This window comes from Lactiplantibacillus paraplantarum, from assembly GCF_003641145.1.
GTDB classification, from domain to species: domain Bacteria; phylum Bacillota; class Bacilli; order Lactobacillales; family Lactobacillaceae; genus Lactiplantibacillus; species Lactiplantibacillus paraplantarum.
Genome location: NZ_CP032744.1, coordinates 2690213 through 2717178, shown reverse-complemented (window position 1 = coordinate 2717178; position 26966 = coordinate 2690213). Strand labels below are relative to the sequence as shown.

The following is a 26966-nucleotide window of genomic DNA, read 5'->3' as shown; positions in this document are numbered from 1 at the left end:
GCTTAGTTGCTTGAATTTTAATGTGTTAATCGAGTAAGCTAGGATTAAGAGGAGGTGGGAAGCATGGCGACTATTTTTGATGTTGCGAAGCTTGCCCAAACATCAAAGTCAACGGTTTCACGAGTTGTCAGTGGGCACGGTTATGTTAGCGCACCGGTCCGAAAACGTGTGTTAGCAGCGATGCACCAAGTTAATTATGTTCCCAACCAATTGGCGCGCCAATTGAAGGCTCAGCGAACCAAAACAATTGGTTTTTTAGTTAATGAATATGCACCGGTGATGGGCGATTTAATTAATTATTTTACGCAGATTGCTCAAAGTGACGGTTACCGAGTTAACATGTATCAAACAACCAATGCGGCGGATGAATTACATGTTTTGAATCAATTGATGACTCATGAATTGGATGCGGTTTATATTGCAGTACGCCATAATCGTTGGGATAAGATTGAACCATATACTAAATACGGGCCCATTGCCACTTGGCAGCGAATAGATTCAAATGAAATCTATTCTTCGTACATTGATCATTATCCCTTGTATCTTCAAATTCTGACTTATTTGGTCAACCAAGGATATACCCGGATTGGCCATGTGTTAAACAATAAGCGGGCAAGCAATACCCAGGCACGGTTGCACGCAATCGCAGCTTTTAAACGAAAATATCCTCAAATTGATCAGGAATGGCAACAAGCACACCAACATCAACAACATGCTGGTGAGCAAGCGGCTTTAACTTGGTTACAAACGCCTAATCCACCTCAGGTCGTAGTATTGTACGCAGATTATGTCGCTGCCGAGTTTATTGCAACATTGCGGTTGCATGGTAAACGCGTTCCAGAAGATTGCCGAGTGTTTGGTTTTGATAATAGCGAATTTGGACGATTGATGGCGATTACAACGGTTGATGCTCAGCTTCAAGGTCAAGCACAAAACGCCTATACTTATTTGATTAATCGGATTCAACAGACTAGTCGGCCGTATCAACAACTAACACCACGGCTGATTTTTCGATCCTCGTGTTAACTTATGACTTGACATGGGAACATTCCCACAATTTATACTAACCGTGTTAAACAATATAACTTTAATACGGAGGTCAGCTTATGTCACACGATGCATTGAAATTAGTTACCATTGGTGGTGGGTCGAGTTACACCCCTGAATTGATTGAGGGCTATATTAAACGGCGCGAGCAATTGCCAATTAAGGAAATTTGGTTGGTGGATATTGAAGCGGGGATGGAAAAGCTAAAAATTGTCGGTGCGATGGCTCAACGGATGGTCAAAGCGGCTGGGCTGGATTGGGAGGTACACTTAACCTTGGATCGGCAGGCGGCATTGAAGGACGCAGACTTTGTTTCCACCCAATTTCGAGTAGGGCGGTTACCTGCACGTATTAAAGATGAACGCATTCCCAATTATTATGGATTGATTGGTCAAGAAACTAATGGGGCTGGTGGGATATTTAAAGCTTTTCGGACGGTACCGGTAATCTTAGACATTGTGGCCGATATGAAGAGATTGTGTCCGCAAGCCTGGCTGATTAACTTTACGAATCCTAGTGGCATGATTACAGAAGCAATCAGGACATACGGCCATTGGGACCGGGTTATTGGATTATGTAACGTCCCAGTGATGGCAATGTTGAGTGAGCCAGAATTGATTGGTAAGACATTAGATCAGCTCACGTATAAATTTGCTGGTATTGATCATTTTCATTGGCACCGCGTTTGGGATGAATCGGGTCAAGAAGTAACAATGACGATTATCGACAAATTATTTGGTGATAATGATGCCGGACTGCCGACTAATATTTTTGATGTGCCATTTTTCAAAGACCAATTAGCTGCGATGCGGATGATTCCGTGTGGTTATCATCGCTATTATTACCGACAGGAAGAAATGACCGCGCACGGGTTAGCGGAGTATCGTGAGAATAAGACGCGAGCACAACAAGTGACTCAAATTGAAGAGGAATTGTTCGAGTTATATCGTGATCCTGAATTGGATTATAAACCTAAGCAATTAGCTGAACGGGGTGGTGCGCACTATTCCGATGCGGCCTGTGAGGCGATTGCGTCGATTTACCGAGATAAGAAGACCCATATGGTGGTTTCGACCTTGAATCAAGGGAGCGTGCCAGACTTACCGAGTGATCATGTTGTGGAAGTTTCGGCACAGATTGGTGCTGCTGGGGCTGTTCCAATGGCGTTTGGTCATTTTCAACCAGCTGAACGCGGCTGGCTACAATTAATGAAAAATATGGAGTTAGTGATCGTTGAAGCGGCCGTTACCGGTGACTATGGCCTTGCACTGCAAGCCTTCACAATGAATCCACTAATTCCGAGTGGTGCAACTGCCAAGCGAGTGTTAGATGAACTCTTGATTGCGCATCAGGCTTATTTACCACAATTTGCTGATAAGATTCAAGCGTTAATTGCTGCTGGCATAATGGTTCAAGATACGGTAGCTGCTGAGTTGTCAGAAGTCACTCAAGTCGTATCAGATTAAGTAGGCTTGGCATGGGCGTAACCGCATAACGATGGTTATCGTTAGTAAAGGCGTTACCATGCCAAGTATTAACGCTAATGAAGTGTTCTGGAATCTTGGAGAAGATTGTGGAACGCTTTTTTGAGCCTGAGTCACTATGAATCAGTCAAAGGGTAACTATGCTTTTTCGCTATATATAATTATTAATTATAAGTATTTAACATATTCGTTTTAGACCCGTATACTGAGTTTAATTCATGAGGGAGGGTGACATCATCAAACCAAAGTATTTAGATCAGGCTTATTTACAAGCCATTCAGCCAATCGTGGACGCGAATCAGCAGCGAATTCAACAATTAAATACGACGCACCAGCCTAGTAAAATGCGACAGTTATTAGCCGCAATCACGGGCCAATCGATTGATGACTCTGTAGAAGTTCGCGTCCCATTGTGGACGGATTATGGGCGTAATTTAAAGATTGGTAACCGCGTCTTCATTAATGACAATGTTCAGATTACTGATCTAGGCGGGATTGAACTGGCAGATGACGTGTTGATTGGTCCGGGGGCGATGTTACTATCCGTCAATCACCCGTTAGATCCTGCTAAGCGGCACGCAGTTGAAGTTCAACCAATTCACATTGGGCGAAATGCCTGGATTGGGGCGGGAGCCAAGGTCTTAGCCGGGGTCACAGTTGGTGAAAATGCCGTTGTGGGTGCTGGTGCGGTCGTGACAAAATCGGTGCCTGCAAATACGGTAGTGGCGGGAGTTCCTGCTAAGGTGATTAAAACAATTGATTAAGCAAGTTAACGGAGGTTATTAACAAATGAGTATTGATAATAAAGTTGTCGTTATTACGGGTGCGTCTAGTGGTATTGGCGCGGCAACCGCTAAGTTACTAGCAGCTAAGGGTGCCAAAGTCGTTTTGGGCGCCCGTCGAGAAGACCGGCTACAAGCTTTGAGCCAGACAATTGGCGATAACGCATTCTATCAAGTAACTGACGTGACGGATCGCCAACAAGTTCGGGCATTGATTGACTTAGCCGTTGCCAAGTTTGGGCGCGTCGATGTGCTATACAACAACGCTGGTACGATGCCGCAAGGTAATTTGAGTGACCGGGATTATGATAAGTGGCAGATGATGCTCAACGTCAATATCATGGGGGTTTTGAATGGCATCGGAAAAGTCTTACCAATCATGCAAAAACAACACGATGGGTTGATTATTGCAACAGATTCAGTAGCCGGTCATGTCGTTTATCCCGCATCGGCTGTGTATAATGGAACCAAATATGCGGTGCGAGCTATTATGGAGGGTTTACGCCAAGAAGAAAAGGGTCACGGGATTCGGTCAACCATCGTGTCACCCGGTGCAGTGCGAACTGAGTTAGTCAATACGATTGGCAATACACAAATTCAGGCGGGCATCAGTGAGCTAATGAATGCGGATGACAGTCAAGGATTGGCCTTGAATCCAGAAGACATCGCCAACGCTGTCTTATTTGCGATTGACTAGCCTAAGCACGTTGCGATTAGCGAAGTGTTGGTACGGCCAGCCCAGCAAGAAGTGTGATGACCCAGCATCTGTCAGCAGGGTAAGCCAGCTTAAAGTGATTTGACTTTAAAAATAACCACCGTCAACTTATCAGATTACTGGTAGATCGACGATGGTTATTTTATTATGAATTGTGACATTCGGGTACCAATAATAATAAATACCGCGTAGATAGTCTGATTAAGTAATGCGGCCAACTAGTAACTAAGCTTAATAGCACTCATGAGTTGGTTTGTTAGTGTGTAGCGAAAAGTGGCTATCCCCGCACCAACAAATAAATAAAGTAAGGGGCCCCAATTAGCGCGACTAATACACCGGCCGGTAATTCTGTAGTTGTGGTAATTAGTTTGCCTAAAGTGTCCGCGGCCAGTAATAACGTACTTCCTAGTAGCCCTGCTAGTGGAAGCTGATAGCGTTGTCGCGATCCCACGATTCGGCGGGCTAGGTTAGGGGTGATCAAACCGATAAAGCTGATACCACCGCTAATGGCAACGCTGACGCCCGCGAGCATCGCAGCGACGCTGATTAGGCCGAGCTGCTGGTGTTTCAAGTTGAGGCCTAAGGTTTGTGCCGTGGTCGTTCCTAACGTAAATGCATCTAGGACGGGTAATTGAATCAAAAGAATGATACTACCGGCCACGAGCCATGGTAAGGCCCAACCGATATAGGCCCAATCAGTGCCCCATAAGCTACCAGCTAACCAGTTCATGACGAATTGGTAGTTATCTGGGGACAACTTAAGGGTCATCAAGACCATTAACGCTGAAAAACAGCCGGAGAGGGCGACGCCGACTAATAATAACCGTTTTGATGAGATCCCCCGCTGTGGCTGGTTGGCTAATAGAAAAATCAGTGCGGTACTCAACCACGCGCCAAGCAGTGCTACAATCGGTAGACTAAACGTCAAGGAGGCGTTCGTACCGGCACTAATAATGAGCAGCATCACCGCGAGACCAGCACCGTTGTTAATCCCTAATAGACTAGGATCGGCCATCGGGTTATTCGTAATCGTTTGTAGGACGTTACCTGCTAAGGCCAAGGCCCAGCCAACGACCAGCGCTAGAATAATACGCGGAAGCCGAAAGTTGAATAGAACTAGTGTGTCCGTAGCAGCGCCGTGACCACTAATGATTTGGAAGAGTGCTGGTAACCCGATTGCCATTGTACCGGTACTGAGATTAATTAGGGCGAGGACTAGGATACAACCTGCTAAGCAGACGGACCAAGTACATACACGTCGGTGGATGGTCATGCGGTCATCGACTCCTTTCGTGCTAAGTAGATGAAGCAGGGAACCCCAATTAGCGAGATGATAATACCAAAGGGGGTCTCGTGAGGTGGATTGACCAAACGCGCAATCAAGTCAGCACCCACGGTCAAAGTTGCGCCTAGAACTAAGGTCAATGGCATGCTGTAGCGGTAACTGGCCCCAACTAACCAGTGCGCCATATGTGGAATCATCAGGCCAACGAAGGTAATCGTACCGACTAATGCAACCGAAATTCCGGATAGAATCACGGCACAGGCTAGCGCTAATCCTCGGAGTATTGGGAGGCTCTTCCCTAAGCTTTGGGCGTTATCATCAGTAAGGTAGGCGAGGTTTAGTTGGGGGGCCAGTAGTAATGTCAAGATGAGACCGACTGCAAGCCCTGGTCCAAGGAATTTCAGTTGCGACCAACTGACGGCACCTAATCCGCCAAAATACCAAAAAGCCAAGTCCTGTTTGAGTTGCAAGACGAGGGCTAACCCTTCACTAAGTGCGGTTAGCAAGCTGCTGATTGCAATTCCCGCCAATACCAAGATGGTTGGATCAAGTTGGACGTGCCGGGCGGTACTGATGCAGAAAATTAACCCAGCACTAGCAGCGGCGCCAACGATTGCCCAACCAGTTGTTTGCAAGGTTGAGAGGTGCGGAAAAAAAGCGAGACACAGGGTTAACATTAGGCCCGCTCCCGCGTTGATTCCCAATAGGCCGGAATCGGCCAGTGGATTTCGAGTTACGGCTTGCATCAACGCCCCGCTACCGGCAAGGGCCGCCCCAATCAAGGCGGCCCCAATCACACGGGGGACGCGAATATGACGAATGATTTGTTGATCCAGATTGGCTGGATGGGCCCTAGTCAAAGCACGCCAGACGGTGGTCGTTGTCATTTGATCAGCCCCGAACCGTAGACTGAGTAACGTTACTAGTAAAAGCATGGCGATACTGAGACCGAGAATGCTCAGATATTTAGTTGTTGCTCTCATACGGGTGCCACATCCTGACAGCCGTTGTACGTTAAAATCAACGGGGTGCCATGATAATCGACGAGCGTCGCGTCAATGTTAAAAATCGTTTTTAAGTTTTCAGCTGTCATGACGGTTGATACGGGACCATGGGCCAAAACGTGGCCATCCTTTAAGGCAATCAGCTGGTCGGAGATTCGAGCGGCATGATTCAAATCATGTAGTGCCATAATAATCGTTCGGTGGGCCTGTTCATTGAGCTGTTTGACGAGTTGCATGACTTCTAATTGATGCGTCAGATCCAAGTAAGTGGTGGGCTCATCCAGGATGATCGTATCGGTATCTTGGGCAACGGCCATGGCGATCCACGCCCGTTGTCGTTGTCCACCGGAGAGTGTGCTGAGGGGCCGTTGACGTAAATCTTGCAGACTAGCCTGGGTTAGTGCCCACTCAATCTTTTGATGATCAGTGGCAGTCAACCCACTCAGTGCTCGCCGATAGGGTAAGCGACCGAAGCTAACGAGTTCTTCGACGGTAAGGTCATTAGCGGTTTGATTAGTTTGTGGCAAGACGGCGATTTTCTTAGCAAACGTTTTACTTTTGATTTGTTGAATATTTTGGTGGTCGAGTAAAATGACGCCGGCTGTTGGTTTCAACAGGTGCGCGATGGCGCGAATCAAGGTTGATTTGCCACTACCGTTAGGACCAATCAGGGTGGTGATCTGCCCGTGAGGAATCGTCATCGACAATTGGTCAACGATTACCTTGGTGCCATAACCGATACTAATATTTTGTGTTTCAATGGTATTCACGAGTACGTGTCCTTTCAAGAAGCTTAGCAGGTCATAAGTTGCGAAATCTTCAGTTCTTTATTAATTTGTTAAATTGTACACAATCAAGTCGCACGATATGTAACTTTTGAAAACGGCGATTTAGTAATGAAATAAAGTTACTAACCATAAATTAGTAAGCAATTAATAGTCTTATCTTAAATGTTTTGGTTGACAATTGATAGTGTTTTCACTAATAATTTTGGTAGCGTTTGAAAGGTGGAGACAGTTGTGACAAAACGGTGGCAAATGGTAAAGTTAGGGTTAGTTTTAGGTTTAACGGGCAGCTTGTTATTGGGGGCGTGTGGAGCTAAACAGACCACAAGTACTACGGTGACACGGACGGATTATTTGAAACATCACGTCAAAGTTCCTAAGCACCCCAAGCGGATTGTCGCGAGTTATCTTGAAGATGATCTGGTGGCACTGGGGATCAAGCCGGTCGTGCAGTGGTCAGTCAAAAATGGGAGTGGTACGCAGGCTTACTTGAAAAAGCAGTTGAAAGGGGTGCCGCTAATTGACTATTCGTTGCCATATGAAGCGGTAACCAAGGCCAAACCAGATTTGATTCTGATGGGCACGAGTAGTGCGGTTGCCAATGGCAAGTATGCGCAATATAATAAAATCGCCCCGACCTACGTTGTCAAAAATGGGACCACGGTAACGTGGCGTCAAACTTTCCTTGATGTGGCTAAGGTAGTCGATCGTCAGGCTAAGGCCAAAAAAGTCCTTGCTAAGTATGACAAGCAGGTCCAAACGACGCGGCAAGCGTTGAAAAAGTCGGGTCAGCATAAAGTGGCAGTGTTGTGGGTCACCAATAATACGGCCTATATGGTCAATGACAATTCAGCTAGCGGAGCCTTGTTGTATCAAGACTTAAAATTGGGTGAACCGAGCCTCGTTAAACAGGTTTCTAAGTCAGCCACGGCGGATTGGTCAGCGGTCTCGTTGGAAAAACTCGCTAAGTTGGATGCGGATGATATTTTCTTAGTGAATAGTCAAAAGAGTGCGTCGTTATTTAAAGACCCGCTGTGGAAAAATATCAAGGCCGTGAAAAACAACCATCTGTACCAGTATGGTGACAGTAGCAGTTGGCAGTATTCGGGACCAATTGCTTATTCACAAATGATTGATATGGTGAAGACGGATTTGTTGAAGTAATGGTTAGTTAATCATTTAACGAAAAGCAAATCGGACTGGGACAAAATTTTAAAACGCGCAAATTACTCACAGTAAATTGAGTAATTTGCGCGTTTTGTTGTCTGCGCTCGTTTGTATAACCAGCGGTAATCATCATCCCAACGCGTGCTGATAAGCGGGGACTAATAAATAATCGACAAGTAGATGTAGGGTGGCATCAGTAATCGGTTCATTGGCAAAGGCACGGTAGCGTAGCCAGTCGAATGGCATCAGTTGTAAGTCGCGTGATAAAGTCCCAGCCCGCAATTCTCCACGTTGCTGTGCGCGCTGACATACGCGTTCAATCGCATGGGCGTCAATCTTTTTCACGGCATTGAGCAAATCCTTAACTTCTGGATTAGCTTGTTGATCTAGGTGGTGAAACCAAGTGATGACTAGTGCTTGATTGAATGTATTAATACTGACAGTGAAGCGCTTGAGTACTTGGAATAAATCTTCAGCAAGTGTCTGACCGGTCAAGTTCACTTCGTCTAGTTGACCATGATTTTCCGTAATAATTTGGTCCTGGATAGCCGCAATTGCGAGCTCTAGTGGTGAGCGCCAGCGTCGGTAAATGACGGGCTTACTAGTGCCGGCCTGTTCCGCGACGTTAGCGAACGTCAATTGCTCAAGACCGCCTTGAGTTAAGATGTCACGGGCAGCTTGATAGATGGCGGTTTCAAGCTCGGCACCACGACGACGTGTTTTAGTCATGTAATCCCTCTTTTTTAAAATAAGATACTCGAAGTTTCTTATTGACTTTTTCTTTATATAGCGTATTATACCAGTTATGCAAATAAGATACTTTAGGTTTCTTAATTAGGAGGATAATATGCAAGCAAAAGCAAAAATTTCAAAAGCAACTATGACGATTGCCTGGGTCGTCGTGTTTGGTGCGATGGCACCATTATTAGATTCAACCATGATCAACATTGCCATTAACAACTTAGTGACTAGTTTTCATAGTAGCGTGACGACGGTCCAGTGGGCAGTTACAGGTTATTTACTGGCAACGGGGGTCGCGGTGCCATTTTCCAGTTGGTTACTCAATCGATTTGATGGTAAAGCGGTCTTTGTGGCTGGTGAGATTTTGTTTGGCGTTGGCTCGATATTTGCAGCCGTAGCACCAAATATTCAATTATTGATTATTGCTCGGTTAGTTCAAGGCTTCGCGGGTGGCCTGATTATGCCACTCTTGACGACCTTACTTGTGCAAACTGCGGGTGCAGCTGTGATGGGCCAGATGATGGCAACAGTGGGGCTACCAATGATTTTAGGACCATTAATCGGACCGGTTATCGGCGGAATCATTATCAAATTTGCATCGTGGCATTGGATTTTTTGGATTAATGTCCCGGTTGTCCTAATTTCGATCGCTTTGATTTTGTGGAAGATGCCGAATTATCCGGCACAAAATCGAACAGCGAAAATGGACTTTATCGGTATCTTGCTACTAATTGTGTCCTCAAGTGCCATCATCTATAGTTTGGTTAATGCCGCGCATACTGACCGATTTAATAACGCCACAAGTATTGAGATGTTAATTCTAGGGGCGCTGGCGTTGATTAGTTATGTCGTATGGGCCGCTTGGCAGAAAGAACGAGCGGTGGTGCCATTGCACTTATTTAAGTTTGCATCATTTGATGGTGCTGGTTTAGGATTATTTATCGCTGGGACGGTATTGAACGGTGCAATGTTATTACTACCGCTCTATTTTCAGAACGTTCGGGGAATGAGCGTGATTAACGCCGCTTTAGCATTATTACCTCAGGGAGCAGGCATGCTAGTTTCGCGGACGTTAACGGGAAGGCTAACAGATCAAATAGGCGCTAAGTACGTGGTTCTGGGAAGTGTCGTCATCACGTTTGTCGGTACCTTACCGTTTTATTGGTTTGGTCAACAGACGTCGTACTGGATTTTGGCACTTATTTTATTTGTGCGGGGGATCGGTGCTGGTGGTATTTTAATGCCGTTGATGGCCGATGCCTATACCGGAATGCAACCTGAACAAGTGCCCGCCGCAACAATTGGGACCCGAATTATCCAAAATATTGGGAGTGCGTTTGGATCTGCTTTGATTACGACGATTGTAACGGCGTATTCCACACACCAAGTGAATGTGTTTGAACGGGAGCTGAAAGCAGGAACGTATCACGTCGCCGCGGCGCACCTACAAGCTTTTACCACAAGCCATTTGCAAGCAATTCGCTTAGCAGCGTTTCAACAAGGCTTTCTAGTGATTGCAATTGCTGCAATAGTCATTATTTTGCCAACCTTATTATTAACTAACAAATTGAAGGCGGCGAAGTAGCCCATGGCGAATTTCATTTATTGTTAATCAGCTAAGTTGTTTTCGGGCTTGTATTAAGTACTAGGCTAAAAAATTCACGGTCCGTTCAGAGCTGTGTACTACGAATGGTTAAGCAACAATTGATTGCAACGGGGCATCTCGATTATCTACGTGGGCTTTTGTGGCACTGGCTTAAGCCGTTAATATTCCTTGTTGAATTGATGGGCCAAACTGTATAAACTTTTGAGACTAATAATCATAACTTCAAGACAACAGTGACAGGCGCAGCAGTTCATTGATATGATGGTATTAAACACATCTTGCGAGGTAATACTTTTTTGGGGGGATAAGATTGAAAAAAGTCTATTTACGATATCAAAAACAAGTTGATAATTTTATCAATATTAATAAGATTATGTTGATGCTTGAGTTTGTTTTACTGTTTGTAGTGAAAGGTAGTATCGATCGTTATAACCAACTACCATACGATTGGTTTGCTTATTTAACAACGTTGATACATTACTTTTTAGGAACTTTTGCTTTTTTCGGGATTATTCTAGTTATTGAATGTGTCTGGAACAAGTTCAAATAATGATTGTGTATGTGTAAACCTAGTATAAGCTAGCGCGTGACAATTCAGTGTTACGCGCTTTATTTTTGGAGATTGATTTTTATCAGTTAGCGATGCTTTTCATCTTTACTAATCCGACTCTTTAATATAAAAGTTGTTCGAACGATACTATGTTAAATCCGGCCAGTTTAAAGACTTGTCAATGGGAAATCTGATAACTTGTCAGGGACCAGTACAAGGAACAGTTAAAATCGGTTCTATTTAATTAAACGGCTAGTTTGAAGGATGGCATGTGCCATCGTCAAATACAGCCAAGAAGCGTTCTTCAGCAATAAAAGTGGTGACTAATTGTTGACAAACGGAGTGAATACCTTGTAAATCTGGTTTAGCTACCGCCACTATTTTTTCAAATTCTTGGTCAGTGATTGGGGTTTTCTTGAGTTGCTTTTCGGAAAGTACGGCCATCAAATCAGTAATTTCTTGGTTCGAAAAGTCATAGTTCAGAAAAACTAAGTCACTGCTTTTGAGATTAGTCTTTTCGGCTAATTCGTTTAAAACATTTAATAAAAGTGTTTCTCTAGAAAAGATTGTCATGATTACCTACCAGTTTTATAAATTAGTGGTGCGTTGAGCTTAGCGCTGATGACGTTGCTAGTACTATCATGATTCAGTCACATTAAGCAGCCCATTGAATGATTTTTGAAAACGATACGCATTACAATGTCAGATACCATTATATTTTATTTATTTAGGACGGTTCGGTCAAGGTCTGCTAGTAATTATAAATTTGAGCAGTAACTGTATGCTACTGACAGTGTGCTTAACTAACGAGCAAAAAATGGGTGCTATCAGTGTATTCTAGCAGTTAGCGAAAAAATAATTAAATCCGCTTGACTTATAGTCGGCTCTAACAACTATCATTAGTCTCGTTGGCAGATGTTTTTAACTATAATTCATCGAAAAGGGGACAATAATCATGAAAACAATTCAAATCGGCGCTAGTCAGCTCAAAGCGTCCGCGGTTGCGTTAGGCATTATGCGGATGGTTCGCTTAGACGCACCAGCGGCGGCAAACGTCTTAGAGACCGTTCATGACCGTGGCGTTAATTTTATTGATTCGGCGGATATTTATGGCAACGGTGATTCGGAACGAATCTTTGGGCAAGCGTTAAAACAGTCGAGTTTAAAGCGCGAAGACTTTTTCATTCAATCTAAGGGTGGCATTGTGCTCGATCCTGAAAAGAGTTCTGGTGAACTAGTCTTTGGGCAACGCTACGACTTTTCTAAGCAACATTTGATTGCAACGGTCGATAAGATCTTGCAACGGATGCAGCTTGACTACCTGGATTCATTTCTATTACACCGGCCCGATCCACTGATGGATCCCGCCGAAGTCGCTGCGGCGTTTGACGAATTGCAGGCCGCTGGGAAGGTGCGGCACTTTGGGGTTTCCAACTTTAACCCAATGCAGGTCGAGATGTTACAAGCGGCGGTCAACCAGAAATTAATGATCAACCAATTACAATTTGGGGTTATGCACACCGGCCCAATTCAGTTTGGGTTGCACACGAACATGCAAGATGCCGCTAGTCTTAATCATGATGGTGAAATTATCGAATATTCGCGGTTACACCACATGACGATTCAAGCTTGGTCACCCTATCAATACGGCATGTTTGCCGGGACTTTTATTGATAATCCGAAGTTCCCAGAATTGAATACGAAATTACAAGAATTAGCCGATCAGTATCATGTCACTAAGAATGCGATTGCAACGGCCTGGATCTTACGTCATCCGGCCAATATGCAAGTTATTTTAGGCTCAATGAATCCGCAACACCTCGATGAGAGTATTGCGGGGACCGATGTCACGTTGACGCGCCAGGAATGGTACGACGTCTACTTTGCAGCCGGGAACGATCTGCCTTAATCGCAATTAATAACAGCAATAATGAAATCCCCTTGTGGATAACTGCTCTTTTAAGCAGTTATCCACAAGGGGATTTTTGTGTACTAAGTTAGGCTAGTGGGTGCGTCTGGATGTTAATCGGTTATGGTCAATTGACTTCCGTAGTAAGCCTGATCAGTGCGAACAGCCAGAATATTATTGTGGTTTAGTGATGATGCCGAGGTCGATCATTGACTGCGCCGTTGCAATAATAGCTTCTGCAGCGGGGCGGGGATGCCAGTCCAGCAATGTTTGGGCTTTGTGATTACTTGTCCCCGCGTAAGTCCCAACTAGCGAGGCCACCATCCGTAATTCTGGCCGAGTCTTAGCGGCTAACTTAACGACTGCATTGGGGATCGTCTTGGTTGGTAGCTGACTGGCAAAGTCTGGTAAGGCCTGGCGTAAGATATTGGCGACATCTAGCATGGATAACGTCTCACCTGTTGTGGCTAGAAAACGTTCGCCATTAGCTTGCGGTGCGGTCATGGCAAGCAAGTGCAAGCTAGCAACATCGCGTACGTCCACATAGCCGGAATCCACGTTCGGTACGGCCTTTACTTGTCCTTCTAAGAATTGTTGAATTTGAATGTTGGAATGTGAATATTTTGCAGACAACACTGGACCCATGACGGCAACTGGATTGACCGTTGTTAATTCTAGCCCGCGCCCCTCATGGTTGATGAAGTCCCATGCGGCTAATTCAGCACGCGTCTTTGATTCCTGATAGGGATGAATCGCTTTCCAATTGAGATCGGACCAGTCTTCTTCAGTGTAGGGGGTGGTACGATTTTTGTGACCGGCAAAGATGGCCCCGTATGCGGATGTTAAAACGACGCGTTTGACGCCGGCGTCCCGACTAGCCGTTAGGACCCGCCGAACACCGTCGACAGCTGGGCGAATCATCTCAGCTTTGTTTTTGAAATCAAGCTTGGGCGTTGGTGATGCCACGTCGATCGTATAAGTTGCTCCGGTCATAACGGTTTGCCAGTGATCATCATGGGCCAAGTCGGCCACCACGATTTCGAGCGCGGAAAGGTCGGTGATACCGCCATTGGTCAGCATTTCTTTAATCACAGGGGCCTTAGTAAGGGAGCGGACCGTTGTACGGACGGCGTAGCCTTGTTGTAATAATTGACGAATGATGTGAATGGCGATGAAGCCACTGCCACCAGTGACGACGACTAATTGTTTTTGCATGAGAAATCCTCCAAATTGAATTGTGATCGATTGTTACACTTGTAACGTCTGTGCCAGTATCTTACAATGGAGTCATAGCGAATACAAGTTAATCACGAGCATCTGTGACAGAACGGAGGAATTGTTATGGCAGCGACTAATCACGCCCAAGCCATCAAGAAAGATTCACAAACCTATTTAACGACGGCCTTACTACAATTATTGAAAACGCATGATTTAGATACAATTACGGTGACGCAAGTCGTCAAAAGAGCGGGGGTCAGTCGGATGGCCTTTTATCGAAATTTTGCGACGCTGGACGATCTGTTGACGGCGTATTTTGCACCCGCGATTGCGGCCCGGTTTCAGGACGTCTTACAGCACGTACCGGCCAATCAAAAGTTACTCGCGATGGGCCAATTCTTCAGTGAACTTGCCCCGACGTTACGACTAGCTGAGCAACGTGGTTTTGAAAGCATTATTCAACGACTTTTTAATGATAATATGACGACTTATTACCAAACAACGATGGAAAATGGGCCCCTCACTGCAGTGCAACTTAAGTATTGGACTAAGTTTATGAGTGCCGGGGTATACGCAATTTGGCGCGAATGGCTACTTGGAGGTCAGTTGGAGTCGTTAACAACGATTCATGAGTTACTAGCCACTTTGCAGACGGCGACGATGCAGGCGTTGACTCAGGGGGCCGATTAGTGACGGTGTTGTGGTAGTAATAGCAACAATGGTTAAGATTATTCAGTAATGCATTGCGCTAGTTATTATTTAGTATGAATCATGATTAAAACATGCCAGTTAGTTGGATTACTATTCGTCAGTATATGTGCGTCCTAGGACGACCTCCGGGGCTGGGTGCCAATTGCAGGCTTTTCAGTGGGACTCGGCTGATAGCTTTTAAACTTAAAGATAGCCATTTTTAATCATGATTCATGACAAATTAACTAGCACAATGCGTATTCAGTAGATTTTAAATGTGCGATTGAGTTTTGAAAACGACAACCCCCACCTAACAATGCGCGGAATGTCGGCATGATTAGGTGGGGGTGATTGAGGGTTATTAGATTGTCGAATTTAAGCGTCTTGAGCCGTAGCGGCAATGTCAACTTCACGGATATTGACGTTTTGTGGCATATCGTACATGAACTTAACCGTTTCGGCGACATGCTTAGGGTCTAAGGTTAGACCACCCATGGAAGCTTTCCACGCTTCGTAATCAGACAAGGCAGATTCGCTGGTGACATGGGTCAACAATTCCGTTTCAGCTGCTCCGGGAGCCACTAACATGACCCGAACGTTCTTCGGCGCATTTTCTTCACGGAGCGTTTCAGATAAGCCGTGCACGCCGAACTTAGAGGCGACGTAAGCCGCGTGATTAACAAATGTTTTTTTGCCAGCCAAAGATGACATGTTGAGAATGGTTCCGTGTTCCCGCGCACGCATGTCATTTAAAACGATTTGGGTCCCGTTTAGCACGCCCATCACATTCGTGTTGAGCATGGTCTGCCATTCTTTTGGATCTTGATTTTGAACGTTACCAAGTAGCATTAACCCGGCATTGTTGACCAATAAATCGGTCTTGCCATACTTGGCTTCGGCCTTACGAATGGCAGTTTCAAATTGGGCGTAGTTGGTCACGTCGACCGCGGCAATCATGGCGTGTTTGAAGTTCGCAGCTAAGGTAGCTAGCTTTTCTTGGCGACGCCCTAAAAGTAACAGTGGGTAACCGTCAGCGGCGAATAACTTGGCAATTTCAGCTCCAAAGCCAGAACTGGCCCCGGTAATGACGACTAGTGGTTTCATATTTTCAGTCCTCCGTAATTCTTGGATAATTGTTGTTACTTGAATTTTCAACGATTTACAGTATACTTGGCTAAATTAAACGCGACAAGTACGCACTTTTAGGTAACTACCAATCGAGAACGGGGATCTGATAATGTTAAAAGAACGGGTAAATGCGCAACCACGCTACCGTAATGAGTTTGATGCGACCATGCAACTGATTCGTGGTAAGTGGAAGATTATGATCTTATTTGAACTGGCTGAAGTTAAAGTCAGTCGCTTTGCTGACTTACAACATCATATTCAGGTGGTGTCACATAAAACGCTAGCGAGTCAATTGAAAGAATTGGAACAAGATGAATTAGTCGAACGGCATGATTTTAAGACAGCTCAGCCGCATGTTGAGTATCGGTTGACGGCTAAAGGATTGAGTTTGATTCCAATTTTAGATGCTATTTGTACATGGGGCGATCAGCATATTGATCCAGCCTTGATTGAACGCTCACTGTGTGATGAATAGCATGGTAGGTCGAAACTAACCGTTACTGCATATCTGCCAATACGCATGGCGACATAACTCGAAGAATAAGGTTGCTTGCGAATGCAACGTCAGTGCTCGGCTTTTGATTACCGAAAAAATAAGCGCGTTAAGAATTTGACCGTGAATTCTTAACGCGCTTATTTGTCTCTGAAGCTAGTGGTGGTCATTGCTTTTTTGACCGACTTACAGCTAAACATGACCGCGATTTAAATAGTTGTATTACATCCGTTCAAGGTGATTCGGAATCACAGCAAGTAAAGCGTGGAGTTGGCGATGGTCACTAACCAATTACGGTGATGGTAACGGTCACTACATCGCCAATATCTTTGTGGATCAGCGCGCGAATAGCTTTGCGAATACCTAAAATATAACAAATGCTACCATCGGGATTTTTAACCCCCATATTGACGATTGAGCCGTCGTAAGGGATACCATTGAAGGTAGCGTGCACTTTGACTCGGCCCTTACCAAAACGCTGACGAATATCGAAGGGGCAAGCAACGTAGGCACCACCTTTACCTGCTGTTGCGGCTTGAATTGGTGCGTCAAATTGATAAGTTTTCATGTATATTAGGCCTCCATCTGAGAGTGTTGTTTCACTAGTAAAACAAATGATGACACATTGTACTAGTGATTATTGAGTATCAATCATGATTAAACTATGCCAATTTTTAAGGCTAAAAACAACCAGCGACGTTCCAGTGATTGGCATTCAGCTTTGGTGGTCGCATTAGGGGCACTACTTGCTGCTGAATAATGATTTAACTAATTGACACGAATTAAGCATGACAAATTAACTAGTGTAATAAGTTCTAATAATCAAAATTACCATGAACAATTAAAGATAATCAATTATTAATGGACTAGGTCATTATTCTCAGCTGATTATTATTAAGCTAAAGAGTGGTATTAACGTGATATTAACCCTGTATATGATTAATATTGAAAAATAATTGTCAAAAAATACAATTATTATGCTAAATGTACTTGCGGGTATGTGAAATTACCCTTTATAATTAAGTTGTTTTGAGTAAATAAAAAAGGGTGTTTATATGAATTTCAAATCACAGAATCCAATTGATGTTAGTCAGTCGGAAAGATTTAAACTTTACAAGTCAGGAAAACTCTGGCTAGTTGCTGGTTTAACTTTCTTCTCATTTTTAGGCGGTTCAGTACTTAGCAATACCAATGTGCATGCTGATACAACTACGGTCGCTACTGCAACTTCTTCAGCTGCCAGTACGTCATCGCAGATTGCAACGAGTACAGCCACTAGCGATGCAACCACTAAAGCTACGGCAGTTGCTGCCAGTGCCACGACCCAAGTAACAAGTGCGTCAACTAGACGACCAGTCAAGCTACGACAGCTTCATCGAGTGCCACGACGAGCCAAGCTACTAGCACCGCCGCTAGCTCCGTTACTAGTCAGTCAACTAAATCTGCGGCCAGCACGGCAACAAGCACTTCAGTTAGTGCCGCTAGTCAAGCAAGTACGTCGACGAGCCAAGCGACTAGTGCTGCCACAAGTACGGTTGCAACCAGCCAAGTAAGTAGTGCTGCTACGAGTAGTGCTGCCAGTGCTGCTTCTAGCTCAGCAACAGTCAAAGCTGTTTCAGCAACTTCCAGTACTGTAAGTAGCACGGCAACAACTGCTAAGAAAGCCACGGCTAAAGTTGCTGCCGTTGCCTATACGGCGGCTGCAACTGAAACAACCGATGTTTGGACGATTGGCGATACGACGCGGCCACGTGTTGACGTTGTGGACGTGGCGTCATATCAAAGTACGATGACGCAATCTGATTTCAATAAGTTAAAGGCTGCTGGTGTTAAGACGGTCATCGTTAAGTCGACTGAAGGCACTGATTACACGAACCCAGCCGCATTAACGCAGGCTCAGATGGCGAACAAGGCGGGTTTGAACGTTGACTTTTATCACTACGCAACATTCAGTACAGCCGATGCGGCTAAGTCTGAAGCCACTAACATGGCCAGCTTCTTAGTGAAGAATAGTGTTTCAACGAAAGTCTTATTATTTGCGGATATGGAAGACACTGCTTCATACTCAGTTAACGCCACAGCAAACTTAAATACTTTCTGGTCAACGTTAGATTCATATGGCTATACGAACCACGGGGTATACACCTCAAACTCATACTTATATCGGGATGCTGTTGTTAAGACGGTTGGTCAATCACGCGTTTGGCGGGCCCAATATCCATACACGCCTTCTGCTGATAACCTTTGGAATACGGGGGATGGTGCTTGGCAATTCTCCGATACGGCACTCTTGCCAACCGGTTCCGATTATACCGGCTACATTGATGTCAGCATCGATTACAATGGTTTAATTGAAGATAGTGCCGGAACTAATACGTTTGTGACAACGACGAGTAGTGACGATACGACGGATTCTGACACAACAACTGATAACACAAGCAGTAATACGAGTACTGGCAATACTAGTACCAGCAATACGAGTACCGGTACAAATACCAGTAGTACCACGACCAAAAAAGCTTCTGGTTGGTACACCTTTACTAAGACAACGGCCATCAAGAGCGCTGCTAGTGATAGTGCCACTACGGTTGGTTCATATAGTAAGGGCAACAAAGTTTACTATAATGCCAAGGTAACGACTGCGGGTGAAACTTGGTTACGTTACTTAAGTTACAGTGGTGCGGAACACTTCGTTAAGATTAGTGATGCCGCTAAGACTACGACGACTACCAAGCCAACGACGAGCACAAGTAAGACGGTGACTAAGGCTGAAACTGGCACTTACAAGTTTACGAAGACCACAGCCATCAAGGGCTCTGTTAGTGATTCTGCGAAGACGTTAGGCACTTACTACAAGGGCGATACGGTCTACTATAATGCTAAAGTTACTAAGGATGGGGCCACTTGGCTGCGTTACTTAAGCTATGGTGGTGCGCAACACTACGTTAAGATTAGTAGCGCTGCTAAGGCTACGACAACCACTAAACCAACGACAAGCACGAGCAAGACGGTGACTAAGGCTGAAACTGGTACTTACAAGTTTACGAAGACCACAGCCATCAAAGGTTCCGTTAGTGATTCTGCGAAGACGTTAGGCACTTACTATAAAGGCGACACAGTTTACTATAATGCTAAGGTAACTAAGAATGGTCAAACTTGGCTACGTTACTTGAGTTATAGTGGTGCGCAACACTACGTTAAGGTTAGTGGTGCTGCAACGTCAACGACCACCAGCAAGTCAACGTCGACGGCGAGTGCCAAGACGGTTGCGCAAACTGGTACTTACAAGTTTGCTAAGGCCACGGCAATCAAGTCTTCAGCAAGCGATGCTGCTTCAACGGTTGGGACTTACTACAAAGGCAATACGGTCAATTACAATGCCAAGGTAACTACTAACGGTCAAACTTGGTTACGTTATACAAGTTACAGTGGTGCCCAACACTACGTTAAAGTTAGTGGTGGCGCAGCAACGACCACGTCATCTTCCGCAAACAAGACTACGGCGGCAACTGGCACGTACACGTTTAAGACCACAACGAACATTCGGACCGCAGCTAGTTTGAATGCCTCGGTTGTTGGCCAATACTATGCGGGCGAATCCGTTTATTATGTTGGTACGGTTTCCGCTAATGGCTATCAATGGCTGAAGTACCTATCTAACTCTGGTGCTTACCATTACGTTGCTAAGATCGGCTAACAATTAGTGACCAATTACTAATGCAATAAAGAAACAGGCTTTGAGATCACGTCAAGCGACGCGGTTTCAAAGCCTGTTTTGTTGTAGTGATGAGTTAATGTTTATAAAATAACTAGGCCACCAGCACCGTTATCGTAGTCAGGTTTCTGAGCAGTAACGACTAATTTTTCGTTAACAAAGGCCATTAAGCCCAGGCTGCTTAACTCGCGACCGTAACCGGAACCCTTAACGCCACCAAATGGTAGTTCAGGTAAGGAACTGAGGAAGGTGTTAACAAAAACCATCCCAGTTTCGACTTGTTGCGCAACCGCTTTGCCATGAGCTGCAGTCCCCGCAAAGACAATCCCACCTAAGCCTAATTCAGAATTGTTGGCTAAATCGATGGCTGCTTGTTCGGAATCGACTTTGAAGACTTGGGCAACTGGGCCAAACATTTCTTCATAAAAGAGTGGGTTGTCTTGATCGATGTCCGTCAAAATCGTTGGTTGGAAGAACTGACCAGGTAAGTCGATCGGCTGGTTGCCGTAAGCAACGGTGGCACCACCAGCAACGGCGCGGTCAACTTGGTCCTGGAGTTTTTCTTTGGCACGCTTAGAATTCATTGGTGCCAAAGTCGTTTGTGGGTCCATAGGATCGCCAGGGACTAATTTGGCAAAACGTTCTTTCAGTTTTGCTAAGAACTCATCGTACACATCCGCAGCGACAATAAAACGTTTGGATGAAGTGCAGACTTGCCCAGCGTTGTATAACCGGACACGCCATGCTAAGTTGACTGCTTCGTCAATATCAGCATCAGCTAGGACGATGAAAGCATCGGAACCACCTAATTCCATGGAACTCTTCTTCAAGTTAGCACCGGCCGCCTTAGCAACCGCTTGCCCGCCACGCTTAGAACCAGTCAGCGCCACGCCTTGGATGCGCGAGTCAGCGATGATATCGCCAACTTGATCGTAATTTAAGAAGAGATTTGCTAAACTACCGGCTGGAGCGCCAGCTTCTTCAACGATCTTGGCGAACGCTGCGGCCGAACCAGGGGTGTTAGAGGCGTGCTTTAGAATCATCGGATTACCGACCATGAAGTTCGGTGCAAAGACCCGCATGATTTGGTAATACGGGAAGTTCCAAGGTTCAACCAACATCAGGACACCGGTTGCTTGTTTTTCAATTTCGGCATCGCCCGTTGCTTGGGTGCTGATTGGAGTTGGTGCCAACAATTCAGCGCCATGATCAGCGTAATAGTCAGCAATCATAGCACAGAGTTCAACTTCTCCCTGAGACTCGGTCAGTAGCTTCCCCATATCGATCGTTGCGATTTTCGCTAATTCATCTTTGTGTTCACGTAACAATGCAGCAATTTTATGGAGGCTGGCTGCACGGGAACTAACGGGTTCATGACGCCATTGGTGATAGAGGGCGTCGCCGGTCGTTAAGGCCTGTTCGATTTGGTCGGCAGTTGCGTTGTCGTAAGTTTTAACAACTTCATTGGTATAAGGATTGATTGTTTGATAAGCCATAGTAAAATTCCTCCTAAAATTCTCTAGTGTTGTAAGCGATTAATCTGCGATAGTACTGGAATGGTAACCGCCTTCACCCTTGTACGCTACCACAAAAGTACGGACAAAGTCAGCTAATTTGACTTGACCAGCGTCAGTATCCGAAGCGTTCAAATCGGTATAAAGCCCTTCAGGGTCGCGCTGGTAGCGGCTAGTTTGGACTAATGAAGCGGCAATTTTAACGGGAACACCGTGGTTCGTCAAGTTAGCTTGGTATTGATCATCTGAGATTTGTACCCATTGTAAGTCAGGCATCTTGAGGGCATCGCGGAGATCAGCGACGAATTGGTCACCAGTAAACGTATCACTGAAGGCGTATTTAACGGTGATACCAGTTGGCGTGTGATCAATTAGGGGATAAACGACACGGGCAATGTCTTCGGGAGCAACGTATTTTTGTGCTGAATCAGCAGGTGTGCTGGAGTAAATTTTATGTTCGGCTTTGATTGTCGCTAAGTTACCGAACAAGTTAGCGTAAAATCCGGTTGGACGGACAAAAGCCAGATTAACCCCGTCAAGTTGTCGTAATTCATGTTCAATTAAGTTGTAAGCATGTAGCGAACCAGCCACTTCATCGGCATCTGCGCCGATGCTACTTAGGTTGACAACGTTGAGGACGCCGGCATTTTCAATTGCCTGTTTCCAAATTTTAGCCTGAGCAATTGCGCCGGCGAATGGATCATCGCCAATCCCACCGGAAAGCATCAAGTAAACCACATCTTTGCCAGTAAAAGTAGTGGATAAGAAATCAACATCAGTCATTGTACCAATGGCGGCATGCGCCCCGACGGCTTCAATTGAAGCTTGACGCTTCGGACTAGTTGAGATAACGGTGACGTCATGACCAGCTTGGACGAGCTTGGGAACAACGATCCGATTGATATTACCTAATGAACCTAACATTGCAATTTTCATAATTATAAAACCTCTTCAAAGTTTGATTTTGTTTTTTAAAAGATAAACCTATCTTTCAACGATTATTATCATAAAAGATAAATCTATCTTTGTCAAGCTTGAAAAAGATATTTTTATCTTTTATACTGATGACATGAAGAAAAAAGATATGAACAAACAAGTTAAGATTCAAGATGCAGTTGCCGCAATTATTCTCGCTGAAGGGCCAGCGGGCGTTTCAACAACTAAGGTGGCGAAGCGCGTTGGCATTGCACAATCCAATGTTTATCTCTACTTTAAAAATAAGCAGGCGTTGATTGACAGTGTCTATGCACGTGAGACGACGCGGATTCTCAGTACAACTGATTTGGCCCGGCTAAGTGATCCAGCGATTGATTTGACTGCCCGTATTCGACTGTACGTGCAGCAGGTGTACGAGTACTCCTTAGCCAATCCCGATAGTTTAACAATTATGCAGCAAATCAAAGCATTAAACGGTCAAAACATGACCATTTCACCAGAGGAGGCCGATCCGAATAATATTGTTGTTAAATTATTGACAATGGCAATCGACGCTAAAGTAATCAAGAATTTACCGGTTAGTCTGCATATGGGGGTGGTGTTTTCTACGATTCATACGCATACGACGAATATTAGTAAGGGCCGGTATGATCAGAACCAGTACACGTTTGATGACATTTTCGCGATGATTTGGGATGCGATGAAGCGCGATTAGAATGTTTAACACGCCAAGGAAAGTAGAACAAGCAATCTTTTGGCGCACGTTTCGAGAATATTAATTGAAAAATTGTGCCCAGTTTCTTGAGAAGTCTTTTAAGAAACTGGGCACAATTAGTTTTTTCTCAGGCTCTTTTAGGGATGTTACGTGGTCAGTCGCTGACGACCAGTAGTCTTGAAGTAATGGTTTGGGGTCTTAAAGGCTAGTTGAATAATTGGTGTAACTATGTATTCTTTTCAAGTGCAGAGGATTGTTTTAAACTTTAACCACAAGTTTGACGTGGAATATCAATGAAATGAGTATGCAAGGGGGCGCTTGGATGGCGCAATGGGGTAAACAATTATTTGAAGCAACCGGGCCAGTCAGATCGATGCACAATAATGACAACGACTTTATTCAGTTATCAGTGATGAGTCGTGTGAATTTGCGGGGATACGCATGGTGATGATTTTTGTGCAAACGTTATTCTTGTTTTTATTTGTTAAGGTTCTGCTACGTGATTGGCGAACCATCACTATTTTGGATATCAGCTATGCTTTGGCCTGTAGCCTCGTTAGCAGCGTTGCTTTTACCACGATGGGGACTTATATATGGTTGCCGTTGTTAGTGATGGTCATGCTGTTTACCTGGTGGCATACGCGGAGTTTTAGTGAAGCATTTTTTATTGGCTTGCAAGTGGGAATTTGGTCGATTGTCATTGATCATATCAGTTCATTATTGGCGTATTCGATTAAGCTAAATAATACGTACCTCATTATTTTCACGGGTTTACAACTGCTCGGTCTAATTATTTTGAACGCGATTTTAATGAACACGCATATCAAGACGACGTTTGACCGACCAACTTTGAACCGCATCACAGCGGTGTTGTTGCTCGTGATTTATTTATATATCATTGTCAGTGAGGGGCTCGATAATGAACTACGAATTGTTATTAGTAATTTAGTTGTGTTAATGGTGGTCATCGGCTTTGCAATCGCCATATACGATGAATATCGGATTACGATTCGAGCTAAATATAAGGTTCAGCAACAAAACCTGCAAATCAAAAATGATACGCGGTATATGAATGAGATCGAAGCGCATTACAACGAACTGCGTCGCTTTCGCCATGATTATCAGAATATGATGCTCTCCATTAGTGAATATTTAAAAACAGATGATTTAAGTGGATTACGGGAATATTACCAGCAAAATATTGCCCCAGTGACTAAGCGGGTCAGTGATGAACAATATAGGCTCGAAGATTTAAGTCGGGTTAAGGTTAAATCGATTAAGAGTATTTTGTTCAGTAAACTCAGTTATGCGCAATCGCAAGGAATCAACGTGCACTTCGACTTGAAACAAGTCCTTGAAAGTGTGACCACCAATGAATTGGATTTAGATATTGCGTTGGGCATTATTTTGGATAATGCAATTGAAGCAACTGCCGGTCATTATAGTGGTGAATTAACAGGAGCCGTCTTCATGACGGCGCAAAGTACGGTATTCTTAGTCCAAAATACCGTGTTTGACCAATTGCCACCTTTATGGCAGTTAAAAGTAGCGGGGTATTCAACCAAGGGACAGGATCGGGGCTTGGGGTTAAGTCAACTTAGCACTATTGTGAATCGCAACGAAAATATGATCTTGGAGACGCGGTTACTGGAGTCAGTCTTTGTACAGCGTTTAACGGTAAAGTGGGAATAATAAAATGATTAAAGTGTATATTTGTGAAGACGATGCTAAACAGTTACAGAACTTGGAACAACTGGTTAGCAAAGTGATTATTGATCAGCAATTAGATATGAGTTTTGGACTAACCAGTCCAGATCCACATGCAATCTTAACGCAGGTTGAAAGTGAACAACCTGAAAAGGCCATTTTTCTCCTAGATATTGCTTTGAATTCCGATATCAATGGTATCCAATTGGCAAGCCAAATTCGTGATTTGGGCGGGCGTAGTAAGATTGTCTTTATTACAACGCATACGGAGCTCTCACTAACCGTTTTTCAGTATCAGGTCGAAGCCTTAGATTTCATACTGAAGGATTTTCCTGATCGGCTATATAAACGATTGAATGAGGTTTTAAAGGTGGCACAGGATCGGTTTAAGGCTGAAGAAAATGATCAAAATAGTTATATTCAGATTAAGATTGGCGAGACGATTCGGTCATTAGATGTTCAACACATTTTATTTTTTGAGAGTTCGATGAGCCCTCATAAAATCGTAATTCACCTAGATGATGGCGAGCTGGAGTATTATGGGCTGTTGAAAGATGTTCCCGATTTAAATCGTAACTTTTATCGGTGTCATAAGTCGTACGTTGTTAATTTAACCCGAATTCGGTCGTTAGATAAGCATTATCACCAATTAACGATGGCCGATGGGGAATCGGTACTGTGCTCTGCGCAGGCTAGCCGCCACTTAACACGCCAAGTTAGCAACTAGTGGTGCTCGACTTTAGGGAAATAATCCCAATATCAATGGTGACCATATGGATGTCAGAGGCAAGGTTGTTCAAAGCACGTAAGACTAAATAACCGGTTCAAGAAGTCTACCTTCTCGAACCGGTTATTTATTATCAAGATGAGCTTATTCGGTACTTAATTGCTTGGTTATCTTCAAAATATTGGTGCCAAGTTGTTCAATAATATTAAGTGGGTTTGATAAGGATGATAGGTTTTAACGCCTTGTGACTGTTAATCAATAACGACCTTAGTACCGTACTTAATGTTATCGTAGACCCACTTAGAATCTGCGACGCTAAGGTGAATACAACCATGCGAGGATGGTTGTTTACCGAGCTTGGCGGCATCGGACTTGATAAAGTGTCCCTGGGCATCAACTGGGGTGGAATGGAATAAATATTCACCATGGTTGAGCCATGAAACCCAATAATAGGCGCCTTCATTAACACTAGCGCTATAAAAATATTTACCCCGTTCAGCCTGCACATGATAGGTACCGCGGGGTGTTTTACGATCGGCGGTTGGCACACCGCTAGAAGCGTACATCGTATAAAGAACGTGTTGGTGATTCATCAGATATAACCGTTGTTTGGCTAGTGAAACGTGGATCCATAAGTTCGGATAGTGATTCACCGTGGGGTACGCGACTTTTTCGGATGATTGACGCCAGTTGATTGGCGTGCGCATAACCGTTACTTGGGCTTTCGACTTAACCTTCGTCGGTGTCTTTTTAGTCGTCATCGTTGTTTGACTGGTCGGATGAGTTGCCCCTACAATTGTGACAGTTCCGACCGTTAATGTTCCGATAATTAAAGTGATACTGGCTAATAAAATTAATATTGATCTGCGTTGCATGTTACGCCCCCATACTTTGTTATCCCCGATATTGTCAATTGTCTACTTAGTAGTGCTGACTTAGTCATTAATACTGGTTAGTTAATACGAACGGTTAAATAAGAATTAACTAGCACAATGCGTATCAATTGTACATTTACCGTTATAGCTTTCTGAAAGCAAAAATGCAACCT

The 26966-nt window shown here is 44.4% G+C and carries 27 protein-coding genes; 16 read left to right on the top strand and 11 right to left on the bottom strand.

Annotation, left to right across the window (positions count from 1 at the left end):
• The first annotated feature begins 63 nt into the window (after positions 1-63).
• The 4 genes from LP667_RS13350 (at position 64) to LP667_RS13335 (ending at position 4010) form a co-directional block, all read left to right on the top strand.
• A complete protein-coding gene (locus tag LP667_RS13350) occupies positions 64-1026 on the top strand; it encodes a LacI family DNA-binding transcriptional regulator (RefSeq protein ID WP_021729966.1) in 963 nt (320 codons plus the stop codon).
• Between the two features lie 80 nt (positions 1027-1106).
• Positions 1107-2513 carry a 6-phospho-beta-glucosidase gene (locus LP667_RS13345; protein ID WP_021729967.1) on the top strand — a complete coding sequence of 469 codons (1407 nt, stop codon included), beginning with the start codon at positions 1107-1109 and terminating at the stop codon, positions 2511-2513.
• Positions 2514-2749: 236 nt separating this feature from the next.
• Positions 2750-3295 (top strand): DapH/DapD/GlmU-related protein, encoded by a 546-nt coding sequence (locus tag LP667_RS13340; RefSeq protein WP_021729968.1) that lies wholly within the window; start codon positions 2750-2752, stop codon positions 3293-3295.
• 25 nt (positions 3296-3320) lie between these two features.
• Positions 3321-4010 (top strand): SDR family oxidoreductase, encoded by a 690-nt coding sequence (locus LP667_RS13335; RefSeq protein WP_021729969.1) that lies wholly within the window; start codon positions 3321-3323, stop codon positions 4008-4010.
• 295 nt (positions 4011-4305) lie between these two features.
• On the opposite strand, the gene LP667_RS13330 is transcribed toward LP667_RS13335, so the two are convergent.
• The 3 genes from LP667_RS13330 to LP667_RS13320 are packed head-to-tail and all read right to left on the bottom strand — an operon-like array spanning position 4306 to position 7087.
• Positions 4306-5301: a FecCD family ABC transporter permease gene (locus LP667_RS13330; protein ID WP_021729970.1), complete on the bottom strand. Its 996-nt coding sequence runs from the start codon at positions 5299-5301 to the stop codon at positions 4306-4308.
• Positions 5298-6296, bottom strand: a complete 999-nt coding sequence (locus LP667_RS13325) for a FecCD family ABC transporter permease (RefSeq protein WP_021729971.1) — start codon at positions 6294-6296, stop codon at positions 5298-5300. The genes LP667_RS13330 and LP667_RS13325 overlap by 4 nt, the downstream gene beginning before the upstream one ends.
• A complete protein-coding gene (locus tag LP667_RS13320; RefSeq protein WP_021729972.1) occupies positions 6293-7087 on the bottom strand; it encodes an ABC transporter ATP-binding protein in 795 nt (264 codons plus the stop codon). The genes LP667_RS13325 and LP667_RS13320 overlap by 4 nt, the downstream gene beginning before the upstream one ends.
• A 267-nt stretch (positions 7088-7354) precedes the next feature.
• Between LP667_RS13320 and LP667_RS13315 the strand changes: the two genes are divergently transcribed.
• A complete protein-coding gene (locus tag LP667_RS13315) occupies positions 7355-8266 on the top strand; it encodes an ABC transporter substrate-binding protein (protein WP_033609158.1) in 912 nt (303 codons plus the stop codon).
• A 132-nt stretch (positions 8267-8398) separates the two neighbouring features.
• On the opposite strand, the gene LP667_RS13310 is transcribed toward LP667_RS13315, so the two are convergent.
• Complete coding sequence (locus LP667_RS13310) at positions 8399-8998, bottom strand: TetR/AcrR family transcriptional regulator (protein ID WP_021729974.1); 600 nt, start codon at positions 8996-8998, stop codon at positions 8399-8401.
• Positions 8999-9116: 118 nt separating this feature from the next.
• Between LP667_RS13310 and LP667_RS13305 the strand changes: the two genes are divergently transcribed.
• Positions 9117-10595, top strand: a complete 1479-nt coding sequence (locus LP667_RS13305; protein ID WP_021729975.1) for a DHA2 family efflux MFS transporter permease subunit — start codon at positions 9117-9119, stop codon at positions 10593-10595.
• 331 nt (positions 10596-10926) lie between these two features.
• Positions 10927-11166: a hypothetical protein gene (locus LP667_RS13300; protein WP_021729977.1), complete on the top strand. Its 240-nt coding sequence runs from the start codon at positions 10927-10929 to the stop codon at positions 11164-11166.
• Positions 11167-11418: 252 nt separating this feature from the next.
• On the opposite strand, the gene LP667_RS17130 is transcribed toward LP667_RS13300, so the two are convergent.
• On the bottom strand, positions 11419-11739 hold the full coding sequence (locus LP667_RS17130) for a hypothetical protein (RefSeq protein WP_021729978.1): 321 nt from the start codon (positions 11737-11739) through the stop codon (positions 11419-11421).
• Between the two features lie 382 nt (positions 11740-12121).
• Here LP667_RS17130 and LP667_RS13290 point away from each other — a divergent pair, with 382 nt between their 5' ends.
• Complete coding sequence (locus LP667_RS13290) at positions 12122-13075, top strand: aldo/keto reductase (protein ID WP_021729979.1); 954 nt, start codon at positions 12122-12124, stop codon at positions 13073-13075.
• 174 nt (positions 13076-13249) lie between these two features.
• Here LP667_RS13290 and LP667_RS13285 read toward each other — a convergent pair whose 3' ends face one another.
• A complete protein-coding gene (locus LP667_RS13285) occupies positions 13250-14290 on the bottom strand; it encodes an SDR family oxidoreductase (protein WP_021729980.1) in 1041 nt (346 codons plus the stop codon).
• A 126-nt stretch (positions 14291-14416) separates the two neighbouring features.
• Between LP667_RS13285 and LP667_RS13280 the strand changes: the two genes are divergently transcribed.
• The gene (locus tag LP667_RS13280) at positions 14417-14983 is read left to right on the top strand and encodes a TetR/AcrR family transcriptional regulator (protein ID WP_021729981.1); all 567 of its coding nucleotides are present in this window, start codon (positions 14417-14419) and stop codon (positions 14981-14983) included.
• 375 nt (positions 14984-15358) lie between these two features.
• Here the strand turns inward: LP667_RS13280 and LP667_RS13275 are convergent, their stop codons facing one another.
• On the bottom strand, positions 15359-16087 hold the full coding sequence (locus tag LP667_RS13275) for an SDR family oxidoreductase (protein ID WP_021729982.1): 729 nt from the start codon (positions 16085-16087) through the stop codon (positions 15359-15361).
• Positions 16088-16220: 133 nt separating this feature from the next.
• Between LP667_RS13275 and LP667_RS13270 the strand changes: the two genes are divergently transcribed.
• The gene (locus LP667_RS13270) at positions 16221-16586 is read left to right on the top strand and encodes a winged helix-turn-helix transcriptional regulator (protein ID WP_021729983.1); all 366 of its coding nucleotides are present in this window, start codon (positions 16221-16223) and stop codon (positions 16584-16586) included.
• A gap of 301 nt (positions 16587-16887) precedes the next feature.
• On the opposite strand, the gene LP667_RS13265 is transcribed toward LP667_RS13270, so the two are convergent.
• Positions 16888-17172: a DUF1905 domain-containing protein gene (locus tag LP667_RS13265; RefSeq protein WP_021729984.1), complete on the bottom strand. Its 285-nt coding sequence runs from the start codon at positions 17170-17172 to the stop codon at positions 16888-16890.
• 487 nt (positions 17173-17659) lie between these two features.
• Here LP667_RS13265 and LP667_RS13260 point away from each other — a divergent pair, with 487 nt between their 5' ends.
• Positions 17660-18157 (top strand): KxYKxGKxW signal peptide domain-containing protein, encoded by a 498-nt coding sequence (locus tag LP667_RS13260; protein WP_056988346.1) that lies wholly within the window; start codon positions 17660-17662, stop codon positions 18155-18157.
• A gap of 236 nt (positions 18158-18393) precedes the next feature.
• Positions 18394-20301 carry an SH3 domain-containing protein gene (locus LP667_RS13255; protein WP_056988353.1) on the top strand — a complete coding sequence of 636 codons (1908 nt, stop codon included), beginning with the start codon at positions 18394-18396 and terminating at the stop codon, positions 20299-20301.
• A 101-nt stretch (positions 20302-20402) separates the two neighbouring features.
• Here the strand turns inward: LP667_RS13255 and LP667_RS13250 are convergent, their stop codons facing one another.
• Positions 20403-21815 (bottom strand): NAD-dependent succinate-semialdehyde dehydrogenase, encoded by a 1413-nt coding sequence (locus LP667_RS13250; RefSeq protein WP_021729986.1) that lies wholly within the window; start codon positions 21813-21815, stop codon positions 20403-20405.
• Between the two features lie 39 nt (positions 21816-21854).
• Positions 21855-22769 carry an NAD(P)H-binding protein gene (locus LP667_RS13245; protein WP_021729987.1) on the bottom strand — a complete coding sequence of 305 codons (915 nt, stop codon included), beginning with the start codon at positions 22767-22769 and terminating at the stop codon, positions 21855-21857.
• Between the two features lie 133 nt (positions 22770-22902).
• On the opposite strand from LP667_RS13245, the gene LP667_RS13240 reads away from it, so the two are divergent.
• The 4 genes from LP667_RS13240 (at position 22903) to LP667_RS13230 (ending at position 25918) form a co-directional block, all read left to right on the top strand.
• Entirely contained in the window at positions 22903-23484 is a 582-nt protein-coding gene (locus LP667_RS13240) for a TetR/AcrR family transcriptional regulator (protein WP_021729988.1), read from the top strand.
• A gap of 322 nt (positions 23485-23806) precedes the next feature.
• Complete coding sequence (locus LP667_RS17300) at positions 23807-23932, top strand: hypothetical protein (RefSeq protein WP_021729989.1); 126 nt, start codon at positions 23807-23809, stop codon at positions 23930-23932.
• The gene (locus LP667_RS13235) at positions 23926-25176 is read left to right on the top strand and encodes a GHKL domain-containing protein (RefSeq protein WP_021729990.1); all 1251 of its coding nucleotides are present in this window, start codon (positions 23926-23928) and stop codon (positions 25174-25176) included. Before LP667_RS17300 ends, LP667_RS13235 begins: the two co-directional genes overlap by 7 nt.
• Before the next feature lie 4 nt (positions 25177-25180).
• Positions 25181-25918 carry a LytR/AlgR family response regulator transcription factor gene (locus LP667_RS13230; RefSeq protein WP_021729991.1) on the top strand — a complete coding sequence of 246 codons (738 nt, stop codon included), beginning with the start codon at positions 25181-25183 and terminating at the stop codon, positions 25916-25918.
• A 251-nt stretch (positions 25919-26169) separates the two neighbouring features.
• On the opposite strand, the gene LP667_RS13225 is transcribed toward LP667_RS13230, so the two are convergent.
• Positions 26170-26793, bottom strand: coding sequence for a L,D-transpeptidase (locus LP667_RS13225; RefSeq protein WP_021729992.1), 624 nt, complete (start codon positions 26791-26793; stop codon positions 26170-26172).
• Between the last annotated feature and the right edge of the window lie 173 nt (positions 26794-26966).